General features: G+C 31.3%; 25 protein-coding genes. 3 read left to right on the top strand and 22 right to left on the bottom strand.

Annotated features, from left to right (window positions below; genetic code table 11):
* Both AW165_RS08900 and AW165_RS08895 read left to right on the top strand, forming a co-directional pair.
* Window positions 1-253, top strand: a 253-nt coding sequence (locus AW165_RS08900) for an FAD-dependent oxidoreductase (RefSeq protein WP_171254244.1), incomplete at its 5' end; no start/stop codon positions are given.
* Between the two features lie 172 nt (window positions 254-425).
* Window positions 426-770, top strand: coding sequence for a hypothetical protein (locus AW165_RS08895; RefSeq protein ID WP_060465558.1), 345 nt, complete (start codon window positions 426-428; stop codon window positions 768-770).
* A gap of 60 nt (window positions 771-830) precedes the next feature.
* Here the strand turns inward: AW165_RS08895 and AW165_RS08890 are convergent, their stop codons facing one another.
* Both AW165_RS08890 and AW165_RS08885 read right to left on the bottom strand, forming a co-directional pair.
* A complete protein-coding gene (locus AW165_RS08890; protein ID WP_060465557.1) occupies window positions 831-1,442 on the bottom strand; it encodes a glutathione binding-like protein in 612 nt (203 codons plus the stop codon).
* Window positions 1,443-1,649: 207 nt separating this feature from the next.
* Complete coding sequence (locus AW165_RS08885; protein WP_060465556.1) at window positions 1,650-4,088, bottom strand: ExeM/NucH family extracellular endonuclease; 2,439 nt, start codon at window positions 4,086-4,088, stop codon at window positions 1,650-1,652.
* 145 nt (window positions 4,089-4,233) lie between these two features.
* Between AW165_RS08885 and trmB the strand changes: the two genes are divergently transcribed.
* A complete protein-coding gene (gene trmB / locus AW165_RS08880) occupies window positions 4,234-4,950 on the top strand; it encodes a tRNA (guanosine(46)-N7)-methyltransferase TrmB (protein ID WP_060465555.1) in 717 nt (238 codons plus the stop codon).
* A gap of 273 nt (window positions 4,951-5,223) precedes the next feature.
* On the opposite strand, the gene AW165_RS08875 is transcribed toward trmB, so the two are convergent.
* The 20 genes from AW165_RS08875 to AW165_RS08780 all read right to left on the bottom strand — a co-directional run bounded on the left by AW165_RS08875 (window position 5,224) and on the right by AW165_RS08780 (window position 15,787).
* Entirely contained in the window at window positions 5,224-5,640 is a 417-nt protein-coding gene (locus tag AW165_RS08875; protein ID WP_228138746.1) for a hypothetical protein, read from the bottom strand.
* A 295-nt stretch (window positions 5,641-5,935) separates the two neighbouring features.
* Window positions 5,936-6,274 carry a hypothetical protein gene (locus AW165_RS08870; RefSeq protein ID WP_060465554.1) on the bottom strand — a complete coding sequence of 113 codons (339 nt, stop codon included), beginning with the start codon at window positions 6,272-6,274 and terminating at the stop codon, window positions 5,936-5,938.
* Window positions 6,275-6,462: 188 nt separating this feature from the next.
* Window positions 6,463-6,651, bottom strand: a complete 189-nt coding sequence (locus AW165_RS20090; RefSeq protein ID WP_228138745.1) for a hypothetical protein — start codon at window positions 6,649-6,651, stop codon at window positions 6,463-6,465.
* Between the two features lie 406 nt (window positions 6,652-7,057).
* Window positions 7,058-7,354 carry a hypothetical protein gene (locus AW165_RS08860; protein WP_060465552.1) on the bottom strand — a complete coding sequence of 99 codons (297 nt, stop codon included), beginning with the start codon at window positions 7,352-7,354 and terminating at the stop codon, window positions 7,058-7,060.
* A 46-nt stretch (window positions 7,355-7,400) separates the two neighbouring features.
* Complete coding sequence (locus AW165_RS08855; protein WP_060465551.1) at window positions 7,401-7,715, bottom strand: hypothetical protein; 315 nt, start codon at window positions 7,713-7,715, stop codon at window positions 7,401-7,403.
* Between the two features lie 94 nt (window positions 7,716-7,809).
* Window positions 7,810-8,124, bottom strand: a complete 315-nt coding sequence (locus AW165_RS08850; RefSeq protein WP_060465550.1) for a hypothetical protein — start codon at window positions 8,122-8,124, stop codon at window positions 7,810-7,812.
* Window positions 8,125-8,218: 94 nt separating this feature from the next.
* Window positions 8,219-8,533 (bottom strand): hypothetical protein, encoded by a 315-nt coding sequence (locus AW165_RS08845; protein ID WP_060465549.1) that lies wholly within the window; start codon window positions 8,531-8,533, stop codon window positions 8,219-8,221.
* Window positions 8,534-8,670: 137 nt separating this feature from the next.
* Window positions 8,671-8,940: a hypothetical protein gene (locus tag AW165_RS08840; protein ID WP_060465548.1), complete on the bottom strand. Its 270-nt coding sequence runs from the start codon at window positions 8,938-8,940 to the stop codon at window positions 8,671-8,673.
* A gap of 303 nt (window positions 8,941-9,243) precedes the next feature.
* Entirely contained in the window at window positions 9,244-9,519 is a 276-nt protein-coding gene (locus AW165_RS08835) for a hypothetical protein (protein ID WP_228138744.1), read from the bottom strand.
* A gap of 432 nt (window positions 9,520-9,951) precedes the next feature.
* Window positions 9,952-10,308 carry a hypothetical protein gene (locus AW165_RS08830; RefSeq protein ID WP_060465546.1) on the bottom strand — a complete coding sequence of 119 codons (357 nt, stop codon included), beginning with the start codon at window positions 10,306-10,308 and terminating at the stop codon, window positions 9,952-9,954.
* A gap of 102 nt (window positions 10,309-10,410) precedes the next feature.
* Window positions 10,411-10,899: a hypothetical protein gene (locus AW165_RS08825; RefSeq protein WP_060465545.1), complete on the bottom strand. Its 489-nt coding sequence runs from the start codon at window positions 10,897-10,899 to the stop codon at window positions 10,411-10,413.
* Between the two features lie 287 nt (window positions 10,900-11,186).
* A complete protein-coding gene (locus AW165_RS08820; RefSeq protein WP_060465544.1) occupies window positions 11,187-11,453 on the bottom strand; it encodes a hypothetical protein in 267 nt (88 codons plus the stop codon).
* A 94-nt stretch (window positions 11,454-11,547) separates the two neighbouring features.
* Window positions 11,548-11,973, bottom strand: a complete 426-nt coding sequence (locus tag AW165_RS20085; RefSeq protein WP_228138743.1) for a hypothetical protein — start codon at window positions 11,971-11,973, stop codon at window positions 11,548-11,550.
* Between the two features lie 120 nt (window positions 11,974-12,093).
* Complete coding sequence (locus AW165_RS08810; protein ID WP_060465543.1) at window positions 12,094-12,528, bottom strand: SMI1/KNR4 family protein; 435 nt, start codon at window positions 12,526-12,528, stop codon at window positions 12,094-12,096.
* Window positions 12,529-12,566: 38 nt separating this feature from the next.
* Window positions 12,567-13,097 (bottom strand): SMI1/KNR4 family protein, encoded by a 531-nt coding sequence (locus AW165_RS08805; protein ID WP_060465542.1) that lies wholly within the window; start codon window positions 13,095-13,097, stop codon window positions 12,567-12,569.
* Window positions 13,098-13,238: 141 nt separating this feature from the next.
* Window positions 13,239-13,643, bottom strand: coding sequence for a hypothetical protein (locus AW165_RS08800; RefSeq protein WP_060465541.1), 405 nt, complete (start codon window positions 13,641-13,643; stop codon window positions 13,239-13,241).
* A gap of 128 nt (window positions 13,644-13,771) precedes the next feature.
* The gene (locus tag AW165_RS08795) at window positions 13,772-14,296 is read right to left on the bottom strand and encodes an ankyrin repeat domain-containing protein (protein ID WP_060465540.1); all 525 of its coding nucleotides are present in this window, start codon (window positions 14,294-14,296) and stop codon (window positions 13,772-13,774) included.
* 69 nt (window positions 14,297-14,365) lie between these two features.
* Window positions 14,366-14,803 (bottom strand): DUF6985 domain-containing protein, encoded by a 438-nt coding sequence (locus AW165_RS08790; RefSeq protein ID WP_060465570.1) that lies wholly within the window; start codon window positions 14,801-14,803, stop codon window positions 14,366-14,368.
* A 134-nt stretch (window positions 14,804-14,937) separates the two neighbouring features.
* Window positions 14,938-15,312 (bottom strand): immunity 22 family protein, encoded by a 375-nt coding sequence (locus AW165_RS08785; RefSeq protein WP_060465539.1) that lies wholly within the window; start codon window positions 15,310-15,312, stop codon window positions 14,938-14,940.
* A 40-nt stretch (window positions 15,313-15,352) separates the two neighbouring features.
* Window positions 15,353-15,787: a hypothetical protein gene (locus tag AW165_RS08780; protein WP_060465538.1), complete on the bottom strand. Its 435-nt coding sequence runs from the start codon at window positions 15,785-15,787 to the stop codon at window positions 15,353-15,355.
* Window positions 15,788-15,819: the final 32 nt, after the last annotated feature.

Genomic DNA, 15,819 nt, shown 5'->3' with positions numbered 1-15,819 from the left:
TGTGGTCGAGCTTGCAGGGATCTTTGTCCAGATTGGTTTATTACCAAACACTGACTTCTTGAAAGACAGTGAAGTTGAGTTAACCAACCGTGGCGAGATTATTGTGAATGACCGCAACGAAACCAATGTTCAAGGTGTCTTTGCGGCGGGTGACTGTACCACTGTACCTTACAAGCAAATCATTATTGCTACAGGTGAAGGTGCTAAAGCATCACTCTCTGCGTTTGATTACATCATCCGTTCTGGGCAGTAAAATCGATCAAAATCATTATTATTTATTTCAAGCCTAGCATTACAAAATGCTAGGCTTTTTTAATACTAGAGTTACAACTTCTTAACAATTTTCGATCTTTATTAATCATTTACTTTATGTTTATATTTTAGACATCCATATTTGGATGCCATGAATTAGAAGGAAAAACACAATGAATAAATTACTTGTTGCTTTAGGTCTTGCTGCGACTGTTGCCCTTGTTGGTTGTAATAAAGATAAAGCTCCAGAAACTGGCGCGACTACAGGTGAACACTTAGAAAATGCTGCTCAACAAGCAAGCGCGGATATCAAATCTGCTGGTGACAAAGCTGCAGAAGATATTGCAACTGCGACTGATAATGCTGCTGAGAAGATTGATGCTGCAACTGATCATGCTGCTGACGCAACCGCTGAAGCTGCTGCAAAAACTGAAGCAACTGCACGTAAAGCAACTGCCGATACAGCTCAAGCTGTTGAAAATGCAGCTGCTGATGTGAAAAAAGATGCTCAACACTAATCGTCTTTAGTATAAAAAAGCCCCTATTAATTAGGGGCTTTTTTTGGCTTTTAAAATCTTTTATGAAATTAAACCTTCATCACGCATCGCAATTTGTACAGATTGACGCTCTGCAACTTTATTACGTAATGCAATAATGTGCTTATACGGTGTTAAGTCATGCTCAATTGAGTTTGACCAATTTGTTAAAACAAATAGATAAGCATCTGCTGGACCAAAATTATCATTTACCAAATAATCGTAATCAGATTCAGACAAATAGTTATCGATATATTTTAAAAGGCGATCAATTTCTGCATAAGCTTTATTTTTTTCATCAGTCGTTAACGGTGCCCCAAAGAATACTGCATAGGCATCATGTAACTCAGAGTTCAAATACCCCAACCACTCCAATACTTTCGCACGGCCCATCCCTGATGGCGGAATTAAATCCTGCTTAGGATCATGCTGAGCAAGAAACGGTAAAATCGCAACGTTTTCGGTTAACATTAAGCCAGGATTAATTTCTAAAGCTGGTACATATCCCTTTGGATTAATCTCGTAATAATCTGCGCCTTTTTCTGTTTTATGTGTTTTTAAATTTACTCGTTCTAAATCAAAATCAACATTAATTTCATTTAAAATAATATGTGCAGCTAAAGAACATGCGCCTGGCGAATAATATAATTTCATATCTGATCCTTGTTATCTCATATTAACGTTTTAAATTGCTTCTAGAAAACCTGCAAGGTTTGCACAATTCTTTAATTGTAAAAAAGCGTAAACTTATAAAATACTTACACCATCTAATATTCTTGAAAAAGTTATTCCTTGCAAGTTGTCTTGCGTGACGATTGTTTAAAATATGATAAAACACATTTGCGTCACGCAATTTTTCCGTTAATTACGCTTAAACAACTGACTAAGCCAATTCATTAATTCATTTAAGAAATCAAAGATCCCATTTTTCTTATCATCGTCAGGATGGCTTGAGTCTTTTCCATTTAAATCCAGATCGACAATTACAGGGTCATGGTCCGAAGAACGATAAGCATCTTCACCATAGAACAATGCCTTTTGCTCATCCGTTTTATATTCTTCGTTGTAATCTAGAACCGTTGGCTCATCTGCATTGATATGCCATGCAAAGGTTCTAACCACTTTGGTATACAAAGCTGCATCAGCAATTGCATGATCTAAGTTACCTGCTCCACCATTGCCGTTGGCATCACTCGCAACACCATACACATAGCTATATGCCTGAGTACCCTGACCGACCTTTTTGTCATTAAGTAAAACTTTATAATTCGCTTTTTCAAATGACAAAATAGGCTCTTCTTTTGCGTAACTATTCATATCCCCTACAAGTAAAGCATTTTGCTTTTGCACTTGAGTTGGATTTTTCGCGAGCCATTGCACAATTTGATCGACGGCTTTCACACGAGTTGGGTTCCAACAGCCTTGACCATCTTTTTGGTCTGCGTCAGTAGAGCTAGCATCGACCCCACTACAGCTTTTCGATTTCAAGTGGTTTGGAATAACAGTAAACGTTTTATTACCACGAACTGCTTGGAAACTTTGCGCCAATGTTGTTCGGTTCTTGTCGCCCAAATCAAGCACAACAGGCTTATTTAAAGGTTTAACACGTTTGCTGTTATAAATAATAGCAACCGCAATCGCATCACCACCTAAACGATCTAGATTTTCAGGAACCACATATTTCCAATCGCTACCTAAAGCTTTGGTCAAATTGGCAATTGCACTGTTAGGCCCATAACCATTGTTCGCAATTTCCATTAAACCGTAAACATCGGCATCAATCGCTTTTAATGCACTCACAATTTTACGATGCTGTTTATCAAACTCAGCTTGTGTTGTCGCACCACGCTCTGTTGGAAAACCCGTTGCACCATTGTCATAGTTCAAAACGTTAAATGAAGCTACACGAATGTGATTCGCATTTTTAGTAAGGACGCTTTGACGCGGGTTTGTTTGAGTAATAACTTCAGGTTGATTACGTCCAAGCACTGGTTGTACACGCCAACCATTAAAACGATATTCTAAAATACCTTCAGCATTTTTAAGTTGATAACCCGAGCGTAACGTATTGGCAGCGCTAAAATTGCTTGGTAACCATGGTGTACGGTTTTGATTGTTATAACCATCATCAAAAATAATTTTCGATAATAAATTTTTCTGAGCTAGAGCTTTAGCTTCAGGAGATAACGCTGGATATAAATTGGTTGGAATATATAAACGGCCTAAACTCAGCGATAACTCACCATAACGACCATAATTATAGTTCTCACTCACCGTTAAAGTCTGAGGTAATTTGACCAACATACCTTGATAACGCTGCGGTGAATTAATTGAGCCATCCGTTAAACTAGCAAACGGAAGTTCAAGGCTAATCGGCTGAACCTGATTTGCCATATTGCTATTACAGGTTTGAATATCTTGTTGTAATTGATCTATTTGTAGCTGACTTTGATAAGACGTTAAACGACCACGTAAAATAACTTCATCGCCAACTTGCCCACCTTTTACTGCACTGCTATTTGGAATATAAACAAAAATAGCATTACTGACATTTGCACGTGCTTTTGTGTCTGGCGTCTGAACATAAAAACCAGAGAAGCCATTGGCATAACGATAATCAGCTGTAATCACACCACGCACAGTATAAGTCTGGTCTTGAGTTGCTGCCGTCAAGTCTGCAATTGGTGTATCTGAGCTTGAACAACTTACCGTTTCAACAGGAGGTTGAGTTGTAGAACCCGATAAATTTGAAAAGTCATTTCGGTTTGTCCAAGCCGACCATGAATGGTCCAAATCAAATGCTGCGGTTGCATCAACACTTAAAGCTGGATTTTCTGTTTCAATACGCTTAAAACTATTTCCCAAGCTTGAAACTGCCGTCCCCCATCCCGCTGCTGGACGCTCACCAATGCGGCCAAAACGATCTACAGGCGTACCTTTATAAACGAGTACAACCGCATCATCACCATTAAAAGATAAAGCAGCCACCTGATTAACTTTACTTCCAAGCTCAGTTTGTAACTCTGAGCGCCCCACTAAAAACTTCTGCTTACTCGCGAGCGTGCCTTGTAAACGAAAAGCCACAGTCTTTGCTGTACCACCATTATTAAATTGTTGAATTTCATAATCGGCTAAATTAACCGTAGCGCCATCTGGATTATAAATTTCCAAGCCTTTTTTATTGCTGCTGCCGTCAACATATTGGCTAAACATGAGCTGCGCTTGAGCAACTGAGCTATATGAAAATGCACCTAATGCACTTAAAAAGACCGAAAGTGTTCTTAATTGAAAAGTTTTCATGAGTAAAAGTGTTCATATGAGTTTTAATTAGTCTCTTAGAGTAAATATTGATCATGACATCTACATGAAGAAAAACACCGAAACATTTGACTTGATCCCATGAAGACTTAAAATACCGCATTTGAATTTCAATATTGCCAAGGTTATGTCGATCGATCAGTTAGAAACGCAAATTGCAGACTTAGACAATTTGCCTGAACACCGTGAAATTGTGACGTTTATGCGTCGTTCAGCACCACTTAATACGTCTCAACGCACGGCATTAGAACAACATCGCGATTTAATTTTGGAATATCCTGTTGGCGACTTACGTCAACACTTCGAACACCCACAGCGTCCATTAACTGTTGAAATCGGTTTTGGTATGGGTCGTTCGTTAGTACTTATGGCAAAAGCAAATCCTGAACGTAACTATGTGGGTATTGAAGTCCATGTACCTGGTATTGCTCAATGCCTATATGAAGCAGGTATAGCAGAAGTTAAAAACTTACGTGTACTTGATGCAGATGCGATTCAGGTTCTACGTGAAATGCCAGACAACAGCATTAACTGCATACAACTTTACTTCCCAGACCCTTGGCAAAAGAAACGTCATTTCAAACGCCGTTTTGTTGCTCATGAGCGTATGCCATTGGTTGAACAAAAACTTGAGCTTGGCGGTACGTTCCACGCAGCAACAGATTGGGAACCGTACGCAGAATGGATGCTAGATGTATTAGATAACCGCCCAGACCTTGAAAACTTGGCAGGTAAAGGCAACAGCTACCCTCGTCCAGATTGGCGCCCAGTGACTAAGTTTGAACGCCGTGGTATTGAGTCAGGTCATAAGATTAATGACTTTATATTTAAAAAGATTAAGTAAAGAGCATATTATTTTTACTTAAAAATATGGCATTAAGTTTTAATGACTTAGTGCTATATTTTTAAAACTAGAAATAGTTAATTAAATTAGTAATAAACACACAATAAATAGTAAAGCTTTTTATTATTAAAAGAAAAATCTCACTATCTAATTTCAATTAAGTTGATAAATATTTTTAAGAAGCAATATAAATAAAACACTTGATTTTTTTGAATATAAAGAAGCCTAGATATCTAAAAATTTTAAAAAGATATTTAGGCTAAATTTAATTAATTAAGATTTTAAATCATTTATTCTTTTATCTAATTCCTTTTCATTACCATCAAGAAGAGGTGTACCTTCATAATAAAACTTAGAAGAATATTTGCCATTATGGTCTAAAAATAAAGATAAAGCACACCAATTATCACCAGATTTTTCACACTCTTCAAAAAGAATATTTATTGTCTTATAAGGTTCCATAGAAGAACGTAAAGGATAATCAGCCGTATATAATTTTAGATTATCACCAACCCAACATAAAGCTGTATCCTTATTTCTCAATCCAATACTATTATCTCTGAGTCTTTCAGTATAATAGACAATATTTCGCCAATCATTTACGGCCAAAGATGCAATTTTTTGAAGTATAAAATTAATTAATTCTGATTTCCTTAAAAAATCCATTTTATCCCCCTGCTCTATTTTCAAATTGAACTCTAATCCACCTATCATCTGCTTTCTGATATTTAGTTACAAAACCTTCTGGACGAATTGAGTTACTATCATAAATTGCCTTAATCTTAACAGGATTTTTGGGTGCTTACTTAGATACTATTGATGAAGATAATGCACCTCATTAATTATGACGAATCATTAAAGGAAGAAGTCATTCTACTTCTTTCTTGGATTTAGAATTACATCGACCACTCGATTAATCTCAATATTTTGATATTTTTGAGATCAAATCCACTACCTCGGTAGAAATGATATTCCGAATGGCAGGTTAAGAGGCTGATTCAATCCCAACCAACAAAGCAGATATAAAAGCACGCTTATCAATCACCTCATTATCAAATGCCAGTTCAATTCGATCAAAAAGCATACTAAAATCCTCACTGGAATCCAAAATTGTCGCACTGAGTAAAGCTATTAGTCGTTGTCGTGAGCCCTGAGGATATATATTAAACTCTGGCAAAAGCAAAGTTCTAACAGCTTTAACTACATCCTCAGGCTGATTCACATTCAAACCATGCAGTTTCAAACAATCCTCATGGCTTACATAGTTGACATCAAACACTTTAAGCACACTAAGTAAATTGAATATTTCCTGTTTTGCTTTCATTATTCACCCCAAATAGGAAAAGCCATGTTTATTTGGCCATTCTTGAACCAAACCTGTACAGAATATGATTTCGTGTAGTTTAGAGTAGCAAAATATTATTTATTCTCATAAAATAATTAAATTGTGGGCTATAAAGTAGCCAAAATATTTAAAAATTTTAAAAAGATATTTAGGTTAAATTTAATTAATTAAGATTTTAAATCATTTATTCTTTCATCTAATTCCTCATCATTACCATCAAGAAGAGGTGTGTCTTCATAATAAAACTTAGAAAAATATTTACCATTTTTATTAATAGTCAAAAGTAAACCACACCATAGATTTCCACAGTTGTGAGCTTCTTTATATAAATTATTTATTGCTTCAAAGAGCTCCATAGAAGCTCTTAATGGGGGACCTTTCGAATTATCATAAGGTGTCTTCTCTTTGCCAATCCAACATTCGGCAGTAGATTTATTCCTTATCCCAATATCTTGATCGTCTAATCTCTCCGTGTAATAAAGTACTTGCTCCCAGTTTCTGGGCGCAACGTAAGAAATTTCTTGGACAATTATATTTAAAAGCTCTGATTGATATAATAAATTCAGAATTTATCCCCCCAGAAAGAACTATCATGAGGTATAAATACAACTCCTAAAATTTCACTCAACTTTAAAATCATATTTTCTTCGTTATCATAACTCACGCCATAATAATCATATTTATTCATAATGGAATCTTATCTCCAAAAATATAAATTTTCTGTACAACCATGAATATTAAATACCTTCTTATAAAAATTAATCACTTCAATTCAGTAATGGTATACATATGAGCTATTTCCCAAGCTATTTTTTTTGCTTTTAAGATGTCATCTTGATGAAATACATCAATCATTTCAATAGTTTTTCTTTCAATTTGTAATGCCTTTACAGTGTCTTTTTGAACTTCAAAAACTATTTCTTCCCACAATCTTTTTATTTCAACAAAAATACCTTCCCACTCATTCTTTTCACTTTCAGATAACTGATTATCTTGAGTATTGTTTGAGATTAAGGATAATTTATTTTCTATCCATTTTAATTTATCTTGTAATAACATTTACATATATCTCTCATTAAGTGAATTTACTTAGTAACTCTAAAACTTATTTCAATTTAGTAATATCGTATAAATCGGCCAACTCTCTAGCAATTTTTTGCCCTTCGCTCTTATCGCCCTTATCAAAGGCATCCATCATTTCTTGAAGTTTAACTCCAACATAGTCAGCTTTCACTAGGTCTTTTTTAATTTTTGGTCTAATTTCAGACCACAATTCTCTTAAATCTTTAATTCGTTCTTCATGAATAGCTTCTTGAGTAGGAAAGTATTTAAGAAGCCACTCATTATAGTCGTCTGGAGCACAATGCATTACTGTAACAAGTGAGTCTTCTAATTCACCTAATTTTTCTCTTAAAGACATTTTAGTCACTACCTAAACTCATAAATATTGTACATATCATTTTTTTTTGCTTTTAAAATATTATCTTCATTAAATACATCGAGCATCTAAAATATTATCTTAGCTTGGTAATATCATATAAATCAGCAAGCTCTCCAGCAATTTTTTTTCCTTCATCCTTATCCCCCCTATTAAAAGCGTCCATCATTTCTTGAAATTTAATTTCAACATAATCGGCTTTCACCAGATCTTTTTTAATTTTTGGTCTAATTTCAGACCACAATTCTCTTAAATCTTTAATTCGTTCTTCATGAATAGCTTCTTGAGTAGGAAAGTATTTAAGAAGCCACTCATTATAGTCGTCTGGAGCACAATGCATTACTGTAACAAGTGAGTCTTCTAATTCACCTAATTTTTCTCTTAAAGACATTTTAGTCACTACCTAAACTCATAAATATTGTACATATCATTTTTTTTTGCTTTTAAAATATTATCTTCATTAAATACATCGAGCATCTAAAATATTATCTTAGCTTGGTAATATCATATAAATCAGCAAGCTCTCCAGCAATTTTTTTTCCTTCATCCTTATCCCCCCTATTAAAAGCGTCCATCATTTCTTGAAATTTAATTTCAACATAATCGGCTTTCACCAGATCTTTTTTTATTTTTGGTCTAATTTCAGACCACAATTCTCTTAAATCTTTAATTCGTTCTTCGTGAATAGCTTCTTGAGTAGGAAAGTATTTAAGAAGCCATTCATCATAGTCATCTGGAGCACAGTACTCTACTGTGACTAATGAATCTTCTAATTCACCTAATTTTTCTTTTAAAGACATTTTTCTCACTACCTAAATTCATAAATATTGTACATATCATTTTTTGTGCTTTTAAAATGTTATCTTTATTAAATACATCGAGCATCTATAATATTATCTCAATTTATTAATATCGTATAAATCTGCAAGCTCCCAAGCTATTTTTTTCCTTCCACTTTATCTCCTTTATCATAAGCATCAAACATTTCTTGAAGTTTAACTCCAACATAGTCGGCTTTAGCTAAATCTTTTTTAATTTGTGATCTAATCTCATTCCATAGCTCTTTTAAATCACTCATAGTATCTTCATGAATTGCAGCTTGGGTAGGAAAGTATTCAAGCTGCCACTCAGCATAGTCATCCGGAGCATGTAGTGCGACTGCTACTATCGCGTCATCAAATTCACTTAATTTTTCTTTTAATGTCATTTTTGTAATCCTCTAGGAATATTTACTTAATTTATAAATTGAATTTTCAATCATGAGATTAGTATAGTGTAAAATATTAATAGGCACGCTAGAAGATTATTTAAATACTAACGATGAAAATAATGCATCTCTTTGATAAATAGGATGAGTCAGTATCATCAATAATGAAGTGTGAATTACTATAATTCACTCGTAGTAATATTATCAATTTAAGTTATTATTATTCGATATGAGTAATAATCATATTATTTTATAAGTGCATGTTATAATTAAAAAAAATCACCTACTACATGAGATAGCAAGTTAGCCATAATTGAAAGGATTTAAGATAGCAATCACTGATACAGACTCTTCTTCTAAAATCCTATCAACAGACCAAACACTCTCACGTATTTCCCAACGCAGCTGAGTCTCGTGTAAAGCCTCTAAGATTTCAGTTTTTATATCAATCATCTGCAATGGGCGATTTGCCATTCCTCCCCTAAGACGATTTATTGAAATCTCTACGACTTCTATATCTTTAAAAGAAACAAAACCATCAGGCCCTTCTAAATAATTTTCGATAGAGATTGTTAACATTTGCCCCCACCTACCTTTCTCAACCGAAGAATCGTGCTTCCGAACTATATGGACCCAACAACGCAACTCTGCTGTTAAACTACATAGCGAAGACCAATATAATTCTGTTTTATCAATTGTCATGTCATTAACCTATTTTTCATTTTTCAATAATATTCATTTAGATGAGTTAAGTATTTAACACTTGAACTATAATTTATGTGGGCTTAAACGCCAAAAAAAATACTTAAAAACTAGCATCCGATGACTAAGTTTGAACACCTTAGCATTAAATCAGATTATAACATTAATGACTTTAACTTTAAGAATTTTAAGTGACGAACTTATAATTTTTGATTAAATTTACTATATTAAGCATTCAAATTTTTATATCTTAAAGATTATTCATTAAATCAGGACATTTAATAAAAAAACAAGACTATAATTATAATTTTAAAAATAAATTAAGGTCGTTTTTCTAATTTCATCAAGAGAATTATAATCCAACAATCTAATATTAAAGTTATATTCCATATCCATCATGAATAAAGGATAAGGCAATAATTTTTGAATTTTTAAAGCAAAATCAATAGCTTCATCTCCAACGCCTTCTATTGTTAAAGTTTCAGCATCTTTACTCATTCTAACTATAGTTGAACTTCCATTTAATGAATACTCACATTCCAAAATAGCACCAATGAAATCTCCAACTTTTAAATTTGAAACTCCTAAAATACTTGAAATTTTTTCTACTATCTGATTAATATCAAAAGTTTTATTTTCTCCTAAATAGATTAACAACTTCCTCATTTTAGTTCCTTTTAAAAAACTTGTAGAAAATTAGTCTTAATTTTTTGATTTCCATAAAAAATATAATACTTTTGAATACACTATAAAAACATTATATAAATTTTAAATATTTAATATTTTTCCATATACTTCATCCAATACTCCACTCATATCTTTACTTTCACTTTGAAGAATGTAATTTATATTATTATCATTTAAAACTTTATAAGAAACATTAAAATCTTCTTTTAATAAATTCAACTGAATACCATCAAAAAATATTTCCCACATTTTTCTCAAAAAATAATCAACTGCAATTTCAGAAAAATCTAAAAGATCAAAATAACCCAAAACAAATGAAATAAATTTTTGATTATTTGATATATTCATATAATACAACGAATGCATCACCCTTTCTTTCGTCGAATCATCTAATCTCATAAATTCAGGCTTTACCAATTCTTCTAATAAAATATCAATATGTTTTAAACTAGTAAAATCTATACTATTAAATATAACACCTTGAGTCTGAACTTCATCAAAATCTCGATAAAATAATATATTTGATAAAAAAAAGCAGATATAAAAAGGATTAACAATTCTTTTTATCATCATATAACCTTATTAATTTAAAACCATTAAAGTTAAGAAATATTTAAAGTTCACAAAACTTACAAATAAAATATATTATAATTACCTAAAACTTACAATACTTTATTACAGTCTCCACCAACAAGACTAGTTCCGAGCATAGGGTAAGCTATTTTACAAGAATAGAAATCTTGTTTAATTACTTTATGCTATTCCCACACCCATTCTACAAAAGCAATTACATCCATGAATAATTACATCAAAATTTCCATTTTTTGCTAGATCAATAAGATCACCATTGATGATATTCAAATTAAATTCTGCCTTACTGCATGATTCCATGTCACATCAAACTCAGCTTTTGATATAGAAATTGCACTCTCATCAGCCTCTCCAAACTCTGGCTGATCTGTAAAATCATATTGTTCATGAAAATATTCTTTAGGAGTTGCCCAATAAAAAATTCCTTCAAAAACACTAACATGACGGATTATCAACCCTTTTTCCACCTCACAATAGAACGTTCCTTCTATTCCATCATGCGATTCTGTGTACATCTTAAAATATTCACTCATGGTAATACTTTCCCATACCTAACAATACGTTGAAAAATAGCTAAAAAATCAAAAGAGCCCAGTACAAATGAAATATATTATAATTATCCCAAGCTTATAATATTTCGTTTGGTGGTAAAATTTTATATCCCGAATTAATTACTTCACTACCCCAGATCTCAAACATCAAACCATAAATACTCTTAAAAAAATCTCTAGGTTTTTCAATTTTCCAATTATAAGGAAAATAAAAGCATGTTTCATCATCAGACTCTAATAATTCAGCGAAGTTATAATTCTCAGTCAGTAAAGCTTTCTCTAATGAGAGCATAACTACTGCTTTATGATGAACATTATACTTTTTATTTTTTACTTTAAAAAAATACTCATTAAATAAGGGTTTCATTTGAGTAAAGTCATTTGGATCATATTCGGATAAGTAATTTTCCCATTCATCCCGATCATACACCTGAAAGGGAGTCAAAGCATGTGCTGGACTTGCTGAAAAATTAACAGTGCTATTCGGATACTTTAATGACATACTAAATATTTCTCTATTTTCTCGAAATTAAAGTTTTAATTACATCTACAACAATTTCAAATTTTATATTTATCTTAATATCAATCACAAAGGTAATTAAAACATTTATGAATATATCAATCACTCATGTAAAAGCTCCAAAAAATCTTTAAAATTATTTGAAATTGGATATATTTCCGACAAGAAGCTATCAAGTAAAATTATTTTAGGCGATGTTTTTGTTTCTCGATAATCAAAACAAATCAAGAAATCTCCAGCATCTCTTGCAAATGGTAAAATACCTTTAGGAATTATAGAATTATCAATTGCATACCATAAGAATGAACCATACTCATGTGATTGAGTTAGAGGAAAAAAATCACTTATACATGTTTCATCATCACCGTAATAAAAAGAACCAACCTCTATATATGCAGGGTTTGCATATTCAACTAAACTTTTATACAAGAAGGGAAATTCAATATTCAAAATAGATTCAATCTTTAAAATTTCATCTAAATTTAAATTTTTAGGTCCGCTTAAACCAAAATCAGACCAACTTTTAGATAAAGTCATAGTTTATTCTCCATCAATATATCGACTTATTATTTAGGTTAAATATCAACCAATCCACTTTTAAGATCATTAACCTCTTCAATATTATAATCAATCATTGCTAAAAAAAATTCATTAAAATTTTTAAAAATTTCAATTTCTTCCTCAGCATACCAAATTATTTCCCCAGCTATTGATGAATTAGGTTTACCTATTAAAAAAATATCATTATCAATTAAAGTAGCTGCTATTGGCATCAAATCAGTTCTACGAATGCCTTTTTTAGAAAGATATGTAATATCGATTATATTTAATAAATCCAATGCATATTTCTTTTTTTCTCCTTCTATCAAATCTGTCAGACCAAATAAATCTACATATTGATAAAAGCCTTTCCATCCATTTGCATATAAAAGAAAGCACTTATAAAATTTATCAATTTCCTCACCCAATATAATTTCAGTTTTTATAATATCATCTATAGTTGCAGCTAATTCAGGTAAATAATAAGGCCAGATTTTCTTAGTATCTGCCTCATACAAAGAATTTTTCACAAGAGCCAATCTCGCTATTTTCTGAGTCCAATCCATTACATTTCCCTATCAATTAAAATATAAAATAATTTCATTTAAAATGTTAAAGATAAGCTATCAACAAATTATAAAATATGAATAACAGAAGAAATCATAAAAATTTATTTAGAGCTGTTTTTTCCAATCAAAACAATAAAATTATTTTTTCTTATAAAAAACCTCATTAACCAACTTAAAATCACCATCTTTAAATTCATACTCTTTTATATAATTTAAAGCTTCTACCTCTGATCGATATAATAAAAAAATATTAGATTCAGCTTCATTTAACAATTTATTAAATATATTATCCATTTCAGGTGTTCCATTTATTTCCATAATCCACTCAACATGCTTATGATCCGGGTAGTTCCAATCATCTTCACATGGATTAAAATTTTGAAAAAGCCTACACTTACCATTACCACCAATTTTTGCTAAAAAATAATCTCCCCAAAAGGAACTATCATGAGGTATAAATACAATTCCCAAAATTTTACTTAATTTTGAAATCATATCTTTTTCATTATCATAACTCACACCATAGTAATCAAATTTTTTCATAATAAAATTTTATCTAAAAATATAAAAACCATGTATATTAAATATTATTATAAACTAAGATACAATTAGATATTTTATTTTTATTCAAAACAAGTAAATTTAAAAAAATATAGAAAATTTACACTACATTATAATAGATGATCTTGTTTCTTCAAAGAGTGCAAATAGTTAGCTATTTCTCTTTCACCTAGCTCTAAAGCAAATGCTTCAGCATCAAGGTTCTCTGCATAATCTCCAGTATATGCCACTCTATAATTTACACCATGCTTAATCAAAATTTTAACAATATCAAGATTTCCACGATAAATTGCAGTAAACAAAGGATTTTTTCTAGAATCTGATGTTATTATCTCCATATTTAAATTCAAAAAATATTGAATAATTTCAATATTTTCCTTATTAACTGCTTGACTTAGAGCATTACCACGGAGGGGTCCACCTTGTTCATTAATATCAACTCCTGCTGACACCAAGTATACAATAATATCTTTACGATTATGTAAAGCAGCGTCATGCAGCCAAGTACCGAAAGGAGTTTTAAAATTTAAAATTCCTAAATGCCTATGATCTTTTAATAACTTTATAGCTAACTCATTATTACCATCTCTAATTGCACTATGGATATTCTTAGCAATTATCTTTAATTCATCCATTTCTTAACTCTTTTATTAGCTGTCACATCTACTATTTTACATTTTAACTCTATTGCTTCCCAAATTATATTAAAGCACTATATCTTGCACTCCTACCTCAACAATTTTCTCATTTATAACTAAGACACCTATACCAAGCTCTGGATCAAATATAGAATCAAAAATGAATCCTAATTTCCTATCCTCCCCTATTTCAGTATGTATAATTTTCAAACATTTTAAAATAACCATTTTTTTTATACTTTCCAATTCAGCAATCTGAAAGTTTTCATAACAATACTTTTTGATCTCTTTTTCAACATTATCCAAAATATTTTTTTTGTTTAACTCAAAATGAATAAAAGTATCTCTTTGATTTTGAGTGATATCACTACCATCATCTTCATATGTATAAACATTTAATTCAACTGGATATAATGTATGAAATATTTCTATTTCATATGGACGTAACCAAAGTAGCTCCTTATTATACAACTCTCCAAAAACTTTATCATTTAAAGTTCCCACTTTAAAACTCCATTTATATCCATTAGCTAATATCTCAGCGCAAATACAAAAGTAACTTTTAATTACCACGCTATATCTATTTTTATTTTGAATTAATAAAACTTCAAAATATAGCATCTATATTAAATAAAAAATTATGGTTTTTTATAAGGCAATGTACCTAAAAATTGAACCTTCCCTACACTTTTGTGATTTAATTTATATGCAAAATTATAAATTAGAATTATAAAATTAATGGGAAACAATAATTTTATATCTTTTAATTTTAGTTCTTCCAAAATTTGTTCATCGTAGGAAAACCCATTGAAAGCTAATTCTAAATTACTGGTAAAATCAAAGAAACTTTTCTCAACAAAATCCTCATCAATAAAATCAATCTGGAATTCAACTGTAAATAAAGATCCTTCAAAATCACCATCTAATGAATATCGATTTAAGACATAGTTATCTAAGTCACAAGAAGAATCTAAATTCCCCACCCAAATAGATATAGAATTATCTTGGTGCATTTAACAAATCCTGTCTATTTTGAATAGCATATAGAAAAAGTTAAAAATCATTTAAACAAGGCATATTAAAACCAGCTTCTTTAAGGTCATTTCCCCAATATTTATACGACAACTGATAAACTTCTTCAAAATAGAATCTAGGTCGCTTGAATTCCCAAGTATATGGAAGAGAAAATGTATCATATGGATCTTCATCATTTACTAATAATGCATCAAAGTTAAAGTTTTTATCATTTAAAGCATTAATAAGAACTTTTATCATTTCAATTTTATGATCAACTGTAAACCTCAAAACTCTACCGTTATTAAAAAAGTATTTCTCTAGCAAATCATCTAGTTCTTTTGGATTATTCGGATCAAATTGGTCTAAATAGGCCCCCCATGTTTCCTCACGATCATATATATCAAAAACACCTAAAAATGCTGCAGGTGTTACTACGAAATCTATATCTGAATCTAGATGCTTCAAATTCATATAAGTTATTTAACTCCCAAAGTTACACATAA

The sequence above is a fragment of the Acinetobacter sp. LMB-5 genome (assembly GCF_001541635.1).
In the GTDB taxonomy this organism is placed as follows: Bacteria; Pseudomonadota; Gammaproteobacteria; order Pseudomonadales; family Moraxellaceae; genus Acinetobacter; species Acinetobacter pittii.
Note: the sequence above shows the minus strand (reverse complement) of the source record. Positions and strands in the feature narration are given on the sequence as shown.

Coding starts and splice junctions, on each gene's coding strand:
- AW165_RS08895 (WP_060465558.1), top strand. CDS start 426: ATGAATAAATTACTTGTTGCTTTAGGTCTTGCTGCGACTGTTGCCCTT.
- AW165_RS08890 (WP_060465557.1), bottom strand. CDS start 1,442: ATGAAATTATATTATTCGCCAGGCGCATGTTCTTTAGCTGCACATATT.
- AW165_RS08885 (WP_060465556.1), bottom strand. CDS start 4,088: ATGAAAACTTTTCAATTAAGAACACTTTCGGTCTTTTTAAGTGCATTA.
- trmB (WP_060465555.1), top strand. CDS start 4,234: ATGTCGATCGATCAGTTAGAAACGCAAATTGCAGACTTAGACAATTTG.
- AW165_RS08870 (WP_060465554.1), bottom strand. CDS start 6,274: ATGAAAGCAAAACAGGAAATATTCAATTTACTTAGTGTGCTTAAAGTG.
- AW165_RS20090 (WP_228138745.1), bottom strand. CDS start 6,651: ATGGAGCTCTTTGAAGCAATAAATAATTTATATAAAGAAGCTCACAAC.
- AW165_RS08860 (WP_060465552.1), bottom strand. CDS start 7,354: ATGTTATTACAAGATAAATTAAAATGGATAGAAAATAAATTATCCTTA.
- AW165_RS08855 (WP_060465551.1), bottom strand. CDS start 7,715: ATGTCTTTAAGAGAAAAATTAGGTGAATTAGAAGACTCACTTGTTACA.
- AW165_RS08850 (WP_060465550.1), bottom strand. CDS start 8,124: ATGTCTTTAAGAGAAAAATTAGGTGAATTAGAAGACTCACTTGTTACA.
- AW165_RS08845 (WP_060465549.1), bottom strand. CDS start 8,533: ATGTCTTTAAAAGAAAAATTAGGTGAATTAGAAGATTCATTAGTCACA.
- AW165_RS08840 (WP_060465548.1), bottom strand. CDS start 8,940: ATGACATTAAAAGAAAAATTAAGTGAATTTGATGACGCGATAGTAGCA.
- AW165_RS08835 (WP_228138744.1), bottom strand. CDS start 9,519: ATGTTAACAATCTCTATCGAAAATTATTTAGAAGGGCCTGATGGTTTT.
- AW165_RS08830 (WP_060465546.1), bottom strand. CDS start 10,308: ATGAGGAAGTTGTTAATCTATTTAGGAGAAAATAAAACTTTTGATATT.
- AW165_RS08825 (WP_060465545.1), bottom strand. CDS start 10,899: ATGATAAAAAGAATTGTTAATCCTTTTTATATCTGCTTTTTTTTATCA.
- AW165_RS08820 (WP_060465544.1), bottom strand. CDS start 11,453: ATGAGTGAATATTTTAAGATGTACACAGAATCGCATGATGGAATAGAA.
- AW165_RS20085 (WP_228138743.1), bottom strand. CDS start 11,973: ATGTCATTAAAGTATCCGAATAGCACTGTTAATTTTTCAGCAAGTCCA.
- AW165_RS08810 (WP_060465543.1), bottom strand. CDS start 12,528: ATGACTTTATCTAAAAGTTGGTCTGATTTTGGTTTAAGCGGACCTAAA.
- AW165_RS08805 (WP_060465542.1), bottom strand. CDS start 13,097: ATGGATTGGACTCAGAAAATAGCGAGATTGGCTCTTGTGAAAAATTCT.
- AW165_RS08800 (WP_060465541.1), bottom strand. CDS start 13,643: ATGAAAAAATTTGATTACTATGGTGTGAGTTATGATAATGAAAAAGAT.
- AW165_RS08795 (WP_060465540.1), bottom strand. CDS start 14,296: ATGGATGAATTAAAGATAATTGCTAAGAATATCCATAGTGCAATTAGA.
- AW165_RS08785 (WP_060465539.1), bottom strand. CDS start 15,312: ATGCACCAAGATAATTCTATATCTATTTGGGTGGGGAATTTAGATTCT.
- AW165_RS08780 (WP_060465538.1), bottom strand. CDS start 15,787: ATGAATTTGAAGCATCTAGATTCAGATATAGATTTCGTAGTAACACCT.